Below are 13,525 nucleotides of genomic sequence, written 5' to 3'. Positions count from 1 at the left end.
TATTTGTAATTATTTAACCCTTAAACTTTGTCCTGGATGAATCTGGCTGGATGAACTAAGTCCATTTAGTTTTAATAATTGTTGCATAGTAATACCAGCATTAGTAGCTACGCGATAAACTCCTTGTCCTTTTTGAACCTTAACATAATCATTACTACCAGCATTATCAGTGCCATCCGTTGTTTGGGCTGGTTTTTGTTGCTGCGAGTTATTAGCAGTAGATGATGAATCACTACTTGGAGTCGTACTACTTTGATTACTTCCCGTTTCGTTTTGAACGGATGAAGATGAAGCTTCTTCAGAGCCAGCAGTAGATGAAACAGTATTATCATTTGTAGTATCCTCACTTTGAACACTACTTGAGTTTGCCTTCGGTTTCTTTGATTTCTGATCTTTATTCTTTTTGGGTTTTGCGTGGTGCATCTTACTACTCTGTGTCTTTTGACTCGCACTCCCATTTCCAACCGCACGTTCCTTAGAAAGGCCAAAAACAAGTGCAACAAGGGCAATAATTACAATAACAGAAACCAGCATAATCACGACTAATGAATTACTACGATGGTGCTTACGATACTCTGTTCTTGAAAGATTTCCATCTGGATCGGTATCATCTGAAAATGAATCATCCCATGGATCATTTTTTTTGTTATCTTTATGTTTGTCGTCCCTCATAAATACATCCCTCCAAAACTTCTATGGTGATTATATCATTTTTTGCGCCTAATTATTATTAAAAAAGTTTGTCCAAAATCTCATACCAAGTACCAGTTAAATTGGACTTTTCACTATTAACGTTTTTTAACAAACCAAGACTCATTAAATCAAACTTTTCACTTCCAAAGTCACAACAATCATCATTGTGGTCATCAAAGTCCACATCAAATAAAGAAAGCAAAAGTCTTCGCCGACAGCCAGTATGATTAATGTACCGGACAACTTGCTTTAAACTTTGATCCTTTTTAAGGGTAACCTCAGAAAAAATCTGTTTGACGTCATCATTACCATACCCATGATTTAAATAGAACTGAAGGAGTCTCTTATTCTGCTCACTCATTTTAGCTTTGGGATTTGAAAAGAAATTATCAATCTGTTGATCATTAGGAATGGACTTAACAATTAAGCTCTGTGCAATTTGCTCATCACCATTAGAATAAAGTAACACTGCGATACTCTGTTTACCGTCTCTTCCAGCTCTGCCAATTTCTTGAACATAACTTTCCATATCAGTCGGCATATGGTAATGGACTACAAATCGGATGTCTGATTTGTCAATCCCCATTCCAAAAGCACTTGTTGCACAGATGACCTGAAGCTCATTATCCATAAACTGATGCTGAATCCGATACCGATCATCGTTACTAAGACCGGCATGATAAGCTGCCACTTTGATATCAGTTTGTTCTCTAAGTTTCAAAGCAACTTCAGAAGCCTTATCTCGACTAGAGAAATAAATTATACCTGGATACTTGAGTGTTTCAATTAACTTAAAAAGATAGGCTTGCTTATCTTTTTCACTTGAACTTTTATGAACCGCAAGGAAAACGTTAGGCCGATCCACATTTTCAATTATTTCTTGAACGTCAGTTAACTTCAAATAATTAATGATATCTCTTTGAACTTTCTTTGAAGCAGTTGCCGTTAGCATTAGCGTCTGCGGATACCCTAACGTACGAATCACCTGTCTTAATGACAGGTAATCAGGACGAAAATCAAGCCCCCACTTAGAGATACAGTGTGCTTCATCAATCACCAATAAGCCAATTTTCAATTGCTTAATTCGGTTAAGCACATCAGAATTAGATAATAGTTCTGGCGAAACAAAAATATAACGAAACTGATCAAGATGATTCAGTAGCCGGTGTCGCTTTGACCAATCGTTCATTGAATTTAAAGCACACACCCGCTTTTCTCCCATAAAGTTCATCCGACCAACCTGATCTTCCATAAGAGAAATAAGTGGCGAGACAATCACAACTGGCCGCTTAACTAAATACCCATATAACTGGTATATTAGTGATTTACCTGCCCCAGTGGGCATGATTGAAAGAACATTTGCGCCATTTAATAGTGCCGAAATGGTCTTATCTTGACCAGCCTTAAAATCACTAAAGCCAAACTTGTTTTTTAATATTTGTTTAGCAAGTTTCATCTTGTTCATTATTAATTCCCTGTTTTGTCTGTTTGATTTCAAGTAACCTAAATTGAAAAAAACTAAACTGCTCTAAAATATCAGTTGGTAATTGATGATAGTCCCAGTCATCAACATCCGTTCCAAGTAGAATACGCCTAACTTTTCTTTCCATTTGAAGGGAAAGAAAATTTTGATAAGGAAACTTGTCATAATCAACGTAAATTGCAACTTCCAGAAGATGCTCTAAGACAGTTGATTCCCGTAAATTTCGCAGTTGCTCAACCTTTTTTATATCACCCAATCGTTTATATTCATCAAAAGTCCTTTTAGAACTAACAGAAATTGGACTTTTGAAAAGACCATTAAGTAATGGAACAATTATAGATTGGTCACTTTGCTCAACCAAGTTCGCCAATTTTGCATAATTGATAAAATCATCAATATAACTTTTTACTAACGATTGGTTTAAATTATGTGCAATCTGCTGGATTGTGAATCCATTAGTATTAAATCCAACTAATCCTTGAGCAAATAAATCAGCGTCATTAGGATTAAGTGAGGATAAAAATCGTTTCAACTCTTTCTTTAAATCTGTGCCAACTTGCTTGCGATCAATCAGTCGATAATATTTTTTAATAAAATCTTTATTCACTCCATCAACATTGACTGGATAATAGTGTCTAACGTTATGGACATGCTCTGAGATAATCTGAACAAACAACTGCAATCGTTGCTTAAAACTAACTAAATCAATCCTTTGAAAAGTATGTAATGAAAAAGAAAGATTAGAATCATCAATCATTTTAACTAATTCTGCTCTTTCTTTTTCTCCTTCAGACGTTAATTTAAACTGACCATGTTCAACTTCTTCAAGCAAGTTCGCACTAATCAGAGACTTAACATCTAATTCGTTTTTATTAAAATATCGTCCAACTCCAAGAAGGTCTAAAAGACCATATCTCATTGCCCAGTATAAGGTGGCTACCGTTTTCTTACCTAACAGTAAGTTTTCAATTAATCGAGCTCTTCGTTTTTGGGTTGCACTAAAAACGAAAAGACTAAGAGCTTCATTTGTATTATTAATCATTTTTGATAAGATCGCTTATTAATCCATTTCTGCATTTGTTTTGCAATAATCACAAAAATCAGTCCAATCACAATCCCCTTGATTAAGTTAAAGGGAACTACTCCGTAAAGAATCGTTTTGGCAAGCGAAAAATCTAACTTTAAGTTTGTTAGCTTAACGTACAGTGGAGTACTAATGAACAAATTGGTAATACTCATGACAATTGTTAACGCCAGCGTTTCAACCAAAACAATCAAAAAGTCAATCCAGTGACTTTTAAATAAATATTTTCTCAAAAAGTAAAACACCAAAATCATTGTTAATGAGGCTAAAAGAGAAGTGGTCAACCCAATTAACTCAAGTGGTGAAAAACCCATCACCATCCAGTAAATAAATAGTTTAAGTATCACAGCTTCAATGGCTGCACCCGGTCCCACTAATAACAAACAAATCAAAATTGGAATATCCGAAAAATCCAATTTCAAATAACTCATGTATGGGATGATTGGAAATGAAATCAACATCAATAAAAATGAGATCGCACCAATCACGGCAGTTATAGTAATTCTTTTAATTCGATCATTTTTAGCTATCATCACAATTCCTCCAATTAAACGTTCTTCAAAGTCAATTAGGGTAAATTGCGCCATAAAAAAACTCATCTTCTTTATACCAGACTTTACTGTCGGCTATGGGATTTCACCATCTCAACCAATTTTCATTGGGTAGTGGGCTGTAACCACCGATTGGGAATTTCACCCGACCTTGAAGACGTTTTATTAATTATTTAGTTAAAGCATACAAATCTCGTATTTCTCTTTTTCGGAGCTTACGAAATTCACCAGGTTGCAAGTTTTCTAAACCGATCCCAGCAAACTCTTCCCGTTTTAATTTTTCAACAGGATGACCAACTGCTTTCAGCATATCTTTAACTTCATGATTCTTACCCTCGTGAATCGTCAAACGTAGCACCGAATTATTCTTTGAATTACCAGCCTTATAAATCACCTCAACTTCCGCGGGTGCACTCTTATACTTGCCATTAATTAAAACACCCTTTCGAATTTTATTCAACTCATTGTGATCGAGTTTCCCAATCACCTTAACTAAGTACGTCTTTTTTACTTCATATTTAGGATGAGTTAACTGGAAATCAAGCGTTCCGTCATTAGTTAAAATAATTATCCCACTCGTATCATAATCTAATCGTCCAACCGGGTATATTCGTTCAGGAACCTTTTTAAAAAAGTTCAAAACGGTCTTTCGATCCTTTTCATCCCTTACAGAAGAAATTACCCCACGTGGCTTATACATGGCAAAATATACTAGATCTTCTTTTCTTAGCGCTGTTCCATCCACCTCAATCTTGTCAGTGGGTTCAACCTTTATCCCTAACTGATTAACAATCTTACCATTAACCTTCACGTGTCCAGTACTAATGAGTTCCTCAGACTTTCGCCTCGAAGCCACTCCATCATGCGCCATAACTTTTTGTAATCTTTCACTCATCTCGCTGATCCTCCAATGGTTTCATTTTATCATCAAACATCTTCCCATAATCTTTTGGATCCGTTTCTGTGTCTAAAGCTGGTAAATCATTAATGCTTTTAAGGTTAAACGCGTTTAAAAAAAGGTCGGTAGTAACATATAGCTTAGGCTTGCCTGGTTCATCACGCTCACCCTTGATGGTAATTAAATTCTGTGCCAAAAGATTCCTAATTGAAATCAAACTATTTACGCCCCTCACCTCATCAACCTCAACGCGTGTTACTGGCTGTTTATACGCAATAATCGTAAGGGTCTCAAGTGCCGACTGCGTTAACAACTCTTCATCAGATTTAACAAACTTTTGAATTACTTTTGAATAATCCTTTTTAGTTGTCATGTGGATAATGTCACCATTTTGTAAAATACAGATGCCAAATTGATCACTTGAATAACGCTCACTCAACGAAGCAATACAGCTCCGAATGGTGGAATCATTTGCGGAAGTTAATCTTTTCAACCGTTCAATTGTCATTCCAGACTCTCCCGAAACATACAAGAGAGCTTCAATTTCTGCCATTAAATTCATTAATTAGATTTCCTTAATAAAATTTCCCCGTCATTACTGGTTTGTGCAACCATAATACGATGATGTTTAACCATTTCCAAAAGTGCCAAAAAATCGGTTACTAATTCTTCTAAAGGAGAATTAGCCTCAAACAACTTGGAAAAATAGATTTCATGACTGCTAGCTCCATTTATTCGTCTCATAATTACTTCACTTTGCTCATTAACGCTAAAATTCCATTCTGAAACTTGTTGAACTGGCGGTTTAGAAGTTAACTGACGTCGTTTAATGATTTTATTCCATGCTTGTTCCAGCAAGCTAATTTCAAACTCATTTTCACCAATTGCAATATCCGACTTATTAAAAGAACGAATCCTAGAATGATAATGATTTCGTTCTACTTCTTTTTTTTGTAACTTTTTCGACGCTTTTTTAAACCGATTATATTCAACCAACTGATCAACCAAATCATCCCTTGGATCATCATCTAATTCATCATCAGCTTCTTTAGCTAACAACATTTTAGATTTAATTCGCATCAAATTAGCCGCCATTACAAAGAAATCACCGGCAATATCAAAATTTAAACGTTTCATTTTATTTAAATATTTAAAATATTGCTCAGTAATATCCTTAATGTCAATATCATAAATATCCATCTTTGCTTGTTTGATTAGATGTAGTAAAAGCTCTAGTGGACCATCAAAGTCATTAACGTGAATCTGTAGATTGTCTCTGCTCATGACCTAACTCCCATTTACTAATAACATCTTGCGTATTAAACGTTCCCATGATTTTTTTGTCGGGGTATTCATTTTCAACACTATCAAGAATGCGAAATTCATTAAAAATATTGTTAGCATCCGGCGTAAGGGTAATCCTCCTAACAACCACGTTTTTCGGGTTGGTTTCAACTCCTACAATTCCAGCCCAATTCCCAAATCGATCCTTCCAAAGAAAAATGTCACGATTGTCAGCATTTCGATACCAATTCATTTCTTCCACAAGATGTTTCGTTTTATCGTTACTTTTAGAAAGTGACAACATCCCCATCACAATCTTTTCATAATCATTTCGGTACCTGAATAACATCGACATCACCTCAATTACTTGCTGTCATTATTCCATCTCATTTTACGCTCTTGGATGATATTTATCATACACCTGACTTAAACGCTCGTGGGAAATATGGGTGTAAATTTGCGTCGTGGAAATATCAGAATGTCCAAGTAATTCCTGGACAGTTCTAAGATCGGCTCCATTCTCTAAAATGTGCGTTGCAAAAGAATGTCGTAATGTATGTGGAGTAACGTTTTTTTTGATCCCGGCTAAACTGACATAACGCTTAATCTTCTCCCAAACACTCTGCCGACTAATTCGTCCGCCATGGGCATTCAAAAAAACGTAGGGAGATGCTCGGTGTTTAAGCAACTGTAATCGACTACCATTTAAATACTTAAAGAGCCAATTCTGAGCAACTTCCCCAATCGGAACAATTCGTTCCTTATCTCCCTTTCCAATGGTCTGAATCAGATTCATTTCTAAATGAAGATCAGATAACTTTAAATTAATCAATTCAGATACTCGTAATCCGGTAGCATACATCACTTCTAAAATAGTTCGATCTCTTATTCCATACTTGGTGTTCACATCAGGCATTTTAAGTAATCGATCAACTTCATTAACGGATAAAACATCAGGTAAGTGCTTGCCCTTTTTAGGAGTATCAATCTTGTTCATAGGGTTCTTTTTAATCACCTTGAATTCCATCAAATATTGAAAAAATTTACGAAGCGTTGATACAAATCGAATGATTGTATTACGAGACTTACCACTATTTTTCATTGTTTCCATGTAATTTAAAATTGCATACTGATCGACATCTTTAAACGAACTGATGTGATTTTTTTCTAAATCCAACTCAAATTCCCTTAAATCTTGTCGATAACTTTTAATGGTATTGTCAGATAATCCTCTTTCTACTAGTAAATAGTGGAGATAATCCTCAATTTGATCATTCACTTACTTTCATCTCGTTTCAGTTAATTTAATTCCATCCGGGGTTTCGGAAATAACGTGAGCCTTTAATAAATGCCCCAGGGCTCGTTTAAACTGAGATTTGCTGATTCCAAAGTAATCCTTAATTGCTTGAGGGTCACTTTTATCGTTATAAGGTAATTCATTATTAGGCTTATGCTCAAGAATTGTCTGAATCATCTTGGCGTCCTCACCAATCACTTCATAAGATCGTGGTCTAAGTGATAAATAAAGCGTTTTATTGGGTCGGATTCCAATAATCCTAGCGTTTACTTTCTCTCCTAGTCGCGGTTGTTCTTCCTCCTCTGATTTGTCAATGAAACCTAGATTGTAGTGATCCGTTATTACTTGCGTTCCCATCAGTTTAGGGTTAATAACCCAAGCGTTAACATCCCGATTTTTCAATTTTGGATCATTAACTGGTTGGGAAATCGCTTTATATATCTGGGGATCAGCTAATTCACCCCAGATTCGATTCTTACTATCCTTTTTTAAAGCAATTAAAAGTTGGTCACCAACTTCTGGCCATAATGACTTAATATCCGGCAAATCATCAAGAGAAACGGCAACATCTTTGTCCGGTAAACCGATGTCAACAAAGATCCCCAATCCAAATTTAATTCCAACCACTTTTCCCCATGCATAGCTGTCAATTCCAACATCAGGAACGTTTCGCGTGATTTTCATTTGATGCTTTTCATTTTCGTAGATAAATCCTTTAAAATTTCCACCTAATTTAATTGGCTTTTTTAACTCATCTTTGTTTAAAGAATATGTAATTCCGTTATTTTGAATGAAATACTCTTTATCGTTTTCATCAGTGACTTTTCCCGTAATTACGGTTCCCAAATCTTCATTCATATTAATTCTCCATCCCAGTGCTTTTAATGAATATTATACCAAATAAAAAAAGCATCCGATAATAATCGGATGCTTCATTCTTAATAATTATTATTTAGCTTTTGATTGGTTCCCAGCGTAAACAACACCGCGACGACCATCAACAGTAACTAATTGGCCATCTTTGATGTTTTCAACTGCATCAGTAGCACCAACAATTACTGGAATGTTAAGTGAGATACCAACGACAGCAGCGTATGAGGTCAAACCACCGTTTTCAACAACAATTGCACTTGACTTCTTCATTGCTGGTAAGTAATCCTTGTTGGTATCCTTAACAACTAGAACACCACCATCAACGGCTTTATCGTTAGCTTCCTTAGCATCTTTAGCAACTACTGTCTTGCCAATAACAGTTTCACCACCAACACCTTGACCTTGAGCTAATTTAGTACCAATCAACTTAACGCGAATTGTGTTAGTAGTTCCTTGATCACCTAATGGTACACCTGAAGTAATCAAGATCATGTCGCCTTCCTTAGCGAGTCCAGTTTCAACTGCTTTTTTAGCAGCCAATTCGAACATTTCATCTGGATTTGATGGCTTATCAACTAAAATTGGTTGAACACCATAGTTAACCGTCAATCCACGACGAACACGATCGTTAAACGTTAAAGCAAGAATGTCAGCGTCTGGATGATATTTTGAAATCATTCTTGCAGTGTAACCTGAACCGGTTGCAGCTACAATCGTATGAATTCCCATATCCTTAGCAATCCGTGTAACTGCTTCACCAAGTGACTCGGTGACGTCACCAGTACCGAACTTAGGACGTGGAGTACCAAATTCAAAGAAGTGTTTGTCAGCTTCAATATCAATCTTGCTCATCATTGCAACTGATTCAACTGGGTAATCACCATTAGCACTTTCACCTGAAAGCATGGTTGCATCAGTACCATCATAAACAGCATTGGCAACATCAGATACTTCGGCACGAGTAGGTCTTGGTTCTTCTTGCATAGAATCAAGCATTTGGGTAGCAGTGATAACTGGTTTACCTAAATCATTACAAATCTTAATTAAATGTTTTTGAACGGTTGGGACATTTTCTGGTGGAATTTCAACCCCCATGTCACCTCTGGCAACCATCAAACCATCAGATACTTTGATAATTTCATTAAAGTTGTCAATTCCTTCTTGTGATTCAATCTTAGGAAAGATTTGAACGTCTTCCATATTCTTGCTTTCAAGTAAGGCACGGATATCTAAGACATCTTGTGGCTTTCTAACAAATGAAGCAGAGATATAGTTAATACCATGGTCACATCCGAAAAGGATATCATCAGTATCTTTTTCAGTAATACCAGGTAAGTTAATTGAAACTCCTGGAGCATTAACACCCTTACGTGAGCCTAAGACCCCGTTATTTTGAGCAGTAACCACTAACTCTTTGTTGGCATCATCTTTTTTATCAATCTTGGTATCCAAAAGACCGTCATCAAACAGAACATGTCCGCCAACCTTAACGTCGTCATACAAACCTGGGTAAGAAACAGCAATCTTGTCTTTGGTTCCCTCAAGGTTACCGTCCATTGAAATTCTAAATTGATCACCAGTGTGATACTCAATTTTCCCGTCTTTTTGTACCGTGGTTCTGATTTCAGCACCCTTAGTATCTAAGACAATTCCAACAACCTTACCAGTTTTCTTTTCCGCTTCTTTCACTTTATTCATACGGTCTAAATGTTCCGCATGGTCTCCGTGTGAAAAATTGAAACGAAAAACGTTTGCTCCTGCTTCAATAAGCTTAGTGATGGTATCAACATCAGTACTTGCAGGACCAAGTGTACTTACGATCTTTGTTCTCTTCATAAGTAAAGCCTCTCCTTTTTGCATGGCACACATGTGCGTACCAAGCATTATTTGATTTCAAGTGTATTGTATCACTTTTTATAAGGATTGTCGTTAGTTTCACAGCCAAAATTTATCATTGTGTAACAACGTTTTTATCCCCCAAAATGTTACGTAAATCATGCATTAAATCAGAATCAATAGCCACATTATATGCTTTATCTAATAGTTGCTTTCGATCATCGGAAGCTCGATAAATCAAAATTGGCGTTGACCCGGGATGCCTTTTTATTGTCTGGATTAAATCTTGATAAATTGAATCTCGATCATGATCTAAAGCAATCTTTAAATAAAGCTTTTCCTGATGATCATCCCTTTTAAAAGATTGATGAACGACATTAGCAGCTGGTTCAATTGAATTTGCCACTAATTGAAGTCCCCGTTGAACCTCAATGTTTCCGGACACCAAGACCACTATTCCATTTTTTATCCATCCACTAATTTTAGCGTAAAGATTAGGAAAAATGGTCACATCAATATCACCAAACTGATCATTACCATCAACGAAAGCCATAAGTTGACCCTTTTTCGTTCGGATCGTCTTTACATGAGATACAAACAAAATCATTTTCACGTTTTTGCTAGGTTCATGAATATCATTAGTAGTTAACGCATGAACTTGTTTTTGTAAATTAGTATAGTGGCTGACTGGATGACCCGTTAGATAGGTCCCAAGGTACTCATTTTCCTTGTTTAGTTTCTCCCAATCAGAAAAATCATCAGTTCTTTTAATTTTGGGAGCCAACGCTTGAATTAATTCGATTGAGTTTCCACTTAATTCAGTAGAACTAATAAATTCTGGAATTGCATTAATTAATTCCTTTCGATTATAACCAAAACCATCAAGAGCTCCAGAATAAGCAAGAGCGTTTAAAAGATCAATTTTTCTAAACCTAGAATCGATTCGGCTAATTAACTCCTGCAAATCATGAAAAGATCCACTTTGATTTCGTTCTTCCTCAACATTCTTAATAAAATCGGTTCGTAATCCTTTGATAGTACGAAGTCCAAACCTGATTTTACCATCCTGATAAGTATAAACATCTTTACTCTCATTAATATCAGGACGCTCAACTTTTAGACCTGATTCTTTGGCTTCTTGAACGTAATTCTTGGTCTTACGTGAATTACCGATCACCGAATTTAGCAACGATGTAAAAAATGGTCCAGGAAAATGAACCTTTAAATAGGCCAATTGAAACGCCATTTTGCTATATGCAACTGCATGAGACTTATTAAATCCGTAGTCGGCAAATCTTTCCATATAGTCAAACGTTGTCTTTGAGACGTCTTTGGAATATCCTTTTTTGGAAGCACCTTCAATGAACTGGATCTTCATATTATCCATTTCTTTTTTATGCTTTTTGCTCATCGCACGCCGCAAAATATCAGCTTGCCCCAGTGTAAAACCACCCATTGCCGATGCAAGCTGCATCACCTGTTCCTGATAAACAATAATGCCAAAGGTTGAACCCAAAATGCTTTTAATGGTTTCATTTGGATAGTTAACCGTCTGAGTCCCATTCTTTCTGGCAATAAACATATCAATATTCTTAATGGGACCTGGTCGATACAAAGCATTCACGGCTGCCACCATATCAAAATCATCTGGTTTTAATTTCCGTAACACGTTTTGAATCCCAGATGATTCAAATTGAAAAACCCCATTAGTCTTACCAGATTGAAAGAGCTTTAAAGTATCCTGATCATTTAAATCGATGTCAGTTATTTCAAAGTTAGGATCAACTTTTGAATGAATAATTTCTAAAATGTTAGCCATCGTAGAGAGGTTTCTCAAACCCAAAAAATCAATCTTTAACAGCCCTACACTTTCAACATAATACTTGGAGTACTGGGTCATCAACAATCCATCATTTCCAGATTGAAGTGGAGCACGATCAACGATGGGATCTTCACTTAAAATTAAGCCAGCAGCGTGAGTGGAAAAATGGCGCGGCAGTCCCTCTAGTTTTTCAGCAGTATCAAATAGCAACCGATTTGTTTTACTATCAGCTAATAAATTTCTTAGTTTCTGTGACTCTGATTCAGCCTTAGCCAAGGATTCATGAAGCTGATTTGGAATTGCAGATGACCACTTTGCCATTTGAGTTGGAGTCATTCCAAATACCCTTCCAACGTCTCGAAGAGCTTGTTTTGCGGCTAACGTTCCAAAAGTCACAATTTGAGCAACGTGTTCGTTTCCATACTTTTGATGAACATACTGCAAAATATCATCACGACGATTATCGGGAATATCTAAATCAATATCAGGCATCTGTGCTCGTTCTTCGTTTAAAAATCGTTCAAATAGCAAATTATACTTAATCGGATCCACATCAGTAATTTTTAAAGTGTACGCAACTAATGATCCCGCTGACGATCCACGACCAGGTCCGGTTATAATTCCTTGGTGATGAGCAAAATTTAAAACATCCCATACAATCAAGAAATAATCATCAAATCCCATCCGGTTAATAACTTCGAGTTCAGAATATAACCGGTCCTGATACTCATTACGATTAAGATGCGATTGATCTTTCAATCTTTCCTTTAAACCCAGTTCACATAGTTGACGTAAATAGTCCTTTGAAGAAAGATTATCTGGAGCTTTAAACGTCGGTAGTTTAGGTTGCTCTTTGGGAATCGTTACGTCAACTTCATCAACCATTTTCTGGTTATTTAAAACCGCTTGATCAATCCCTAAATTGTGATACTGAGTCTCAATATTATGACGATCCTTCAGCCATTTGGTCCCAACCTGGTGCCGTTCTTCCATCGGATTTTTGATCACGTCACCAGTTCCAATCGACTTTAAAACTTCATTTGCAAAATAATCATCTGCATCAAGATATTCAACCGAATTAAGCGCCACTAAATCAACATCAACTTGGGCACCCAGGTTCTTAAGCTCATTTATAACTAATTTAGTTAGAGTTAAGCTAATTCCAATCTTTACTGCATTTGAATCGCTAACGCTCTTTATCTTAGTAATTAAGGTTTTGGCTTCGCTCATTCTTCCTACTTCAATTAGTTTATTTAACTCACTATTTTCTGGAAAAATGACAAATAAATGGTGAAGTTTATCCTTGATCTTTTCAACAACATTAGTTTGATCATTACTCATCAAAAGTGATGAAATTTTCATCAAATTCTTGTACCCGTCCTGATCCTTAGCAATCAAAATCAATTCGGACTTGTTTTCTTTAAAAAACATCCCGTCCAAAACTGCCGTTAAACCAATAATTGGCTTAACACCTTGCTTTTTTGCTTCATTATAAAAAGCTACTGATCCATACATTACATTCCGATCAGTTAATGCCACACTCTGATAACCACGAGCACGAGCTTTTTCAATTAACTTAGGAACCGTATTGGTACTTTGAAGCAAACTATATGATGTAATGTTTTGTAACGGATTGTATCCCAAAATTTGTCATCTCCTTTCCTAATTTCATATTCATTATAGCAAATGGACCCGCTAAATTTT

At 36.1% G+C, this 13,525-nt stretch carries 12 protein-coding genes and 1 riboswitch; all 12 genes read right to left on the bottom strand.

Annotation, left to right across the window (positions count from 1 at the left end):
* Positions 1-9: 9 nt before the first annotated feature.
* Positions 10-672 carry a LysM peptidoglycan-binding domain-containing protein gene (locus tag AC6UDD_RS02970; protein ID WP_500718572.1) on the bottom strand — a complete coding sequence of 221 codons (663 nt, stop codon included), beginning with the start codon at positions 670-672 and terminating at the stop codon, positions 10-12.
* A 58-nt stretch (positions 673-730) separates the two neighbouring features.
* The gene (locus tag AC6UDD_RS02965) at positions 731-2,158 is read right to left on the bottom strand and encodes a RecQ family ATP-dependent DNA helicase (RefSeq protein WP_500718570.1); all 1,428 of its coding nucleotides are present in this window, start codon (positions 2,156-2,158) and stop codon (positions 731-733) included.
* Complete coding sequence (locus AC6UDD_RS02960; protein ID WP_500718568.1) at positions 2,136-3,218, bottom strand: helix-turn-helix domain-containing protein; 1,083 nt, start codon at positions 3,216-3,218, stop codon at positions 2,136-2,138. Before AC6UDD_RS02960 ends, AC6UDD_RS02965 begins: the two co-directional genes overlap by 23 nt.
* Positions 3,215-3,847, bottom strand: a complete 633-nt coding sequence (locus tag AC6UDD_RS02955; RefSeq protein WP_500718566.1) for an ECF transporter S component — start codon at positions 3,845-3,847, stop codon at positions 3,215-3,217. The genes AC6UDD_RS02960 and AC6UDD_RS02955 overlap by 4 nt, the downstream gene beginning before the upstream one ends.
* Before the next feature lie 6 nt (positions 3,848-3,853).
* Positions 3,854-3,974: riboswitch (FMN riboswitch) on the bottom strand.
* Between the two features lie 6 nt (positions 3,975-3,980).
* Complete coding sequence (locus AC6UDD_RS02950; protein WP_500718564.1) at positions 3,981-4,706, bottom strand: pseudouridine synthase; 726 nt, start codon at positions 4,704-4,706, stop codon at positions 3,981-3,983.
* On the bottom strand, positions 4,699-5,271 hold the full coding sequence (gene scpB, locus AC6UDD_RS02945) for an SMC-Scp complex subunit ScpB (protein WP_500718562.1): 573 nt from the start codon (positions 5,269-5,271) through the stop codon (positions 4,699-4,701). The genes AC6UDD_RS02950 and scpB overlap by 8 nt, the downstream gene beginning before the upstream one ends.
* The gene (locus AC6UDD_RS02940) at positions 5,271-5,993 is read right to left on the bottom strand and encodes a segregation and condensation protein A (protein WP_500718560.1); all 723 of its coding nucleotides are present in this window, start codon (positions 5,991-5,993) and stop codon (positions 5,271-5,273) included. The genes scpB and AC6UDD_RS02940 overlap by 1 nt, the downstream gene beginning before the upstream one ends.
* Positions 5,962-6,342, bottom strand: coding sequence for a riboflavin biosynthesis protein RibT (locus AC6UDD_RS02935; RefSeq protein WP_500695617.1), 381 nt, complete (start codon positions 6,340-6,342; stop codon positions 5,962-5,964). The genes AC6UDD_RS02940 and AC6UDD_RS02935 overlap by 32 nt, the downstream gene beginning before the upstream one ends.
* Before the next feature lie 42 nt (positions 6,343-6,384).
* Positions 6,385-7,272, bottom strand: coding sequence for a site-specific tyrosine recombinase XerD (gene xerD, locus AC6UDD_RS02930; RefSeq protein ID WP_500718558.1), 888 nt, complete (start codon positions 7,270-7,272; stop codon positions 6,385-6,387).
* Between the two features lie 6 nt (positions 7,273-7,278).
* Positions 7,279-8,148, bottom strand: a complete 870-nt coding sequence (locus AC6UDD_RS02925; protein ID WP_500718556.1) for a CvfB family protein — start codon at positions 8,146-8,148, stop codon at positions 7,279-7,281.
* Between the two features lie 90 nt (positions 8,149-8,238).
* Entirely contained in the window at positions 8,239-9,999 is a 1,761-nt protein-coding gene (gene pyk / locus AC6UDD_RS02920) for a pyruvate kinase (RefSeq protein WP_500718553.1), read from the bottom strand.
* A 115-nt stretch (positions 10,000-10,114) separates the two neighbouring features.
* Positions 10,115-13,465 (bottom strand): DNA polymerase III subunit alpha, encoded by a 3,351-nt coding sequence (dnaE, locus tag AC6UDD_RS02915; RefSeq protein WP_500718551.1) that lies wholly within the window; start codon positions 13,463-13,465, stop codon positions 10,115-10,117.
* Between the last annotated feature and the right edge of the window lie 60 nt (positions 13,466-13,525).

Source organism: Fructilactobacillus sp. X2R1C3, from assembly GCF_059901425.1.
Note: the sequence above shows the minus strand (reverse complement) of the source record. Positions and strands in the feature narration are given on the sequence as shown.

Coding starts and splice junctions, on each gene's coding strand:
- scpB (WP_500718562.1), bottom strand. CDS start 5,271: ATGAATTTAATGGCAGAAATTGAAGCTCTCTTGTATGTTTCGGGAGAG.
- AC6UDD_RS02935 (WP_500695617.1), bottom strand. CDS start 6,342: ATGTTATTCAGGTACCGAAATGATTATGAAAAGATTGTGATGGGGATG.
- AC6UDD_RS02965 (WP_500718570.1), bottom strand. CDS start 2,158: ATGAACAAGATGAAACTTGCTAAACAAATATTAAAAAACAAGTTTGGC.
- AC6UDD_RS02955 (WP_500718566.1), bottom strand. CDS start 3,847: ATGGCGCAATTTACCCTAATTGACTTTGAAGAACGTTTAATTGGAGGA.
- pyk (WP_500718553.1), bottom strand. CDS start 9,999: ATGAAGAGAACAAAGATCGTAAGTACACTTGGTCCTGCAAGTACTGAT.
- AC6UDD_RS02925 (WP_500718556.1), bottom strand. CDS start 8,148: ATGAATGAAGATTTGGGAACCGTAATTACGGGAAAAGTCACTGATGAA.
- AC6UDD_RS02940 (WP_500718560.1), bottom strand. CDS start 5,993: ATGAGCAGAGACAATCTACAGATTCACGTTAATGACTTTGATGGTCCA.
- AC6UDD_RS02960 (WP_500718568.1), bottom strand. CDS start 3,218: ATGATTAATAATACAAATGAAGCTCTTAGTCTTTTCGTTTTTAGTGCA.
- AC6UDD_RS02970 (WP_500718572.1), bottom strand. CDS start 672: ATGAGGGACGACAAACATAAAGATAACAAAAAAAATGATCCATGGGAT.
- AC6UDD_RS02950 (WP_500718564.1), bottom strand. CDS start 4,706: ATGAGTGAAAGATTACAAAAAGTTATGGCGCATGATGGAGTGGCTTCG.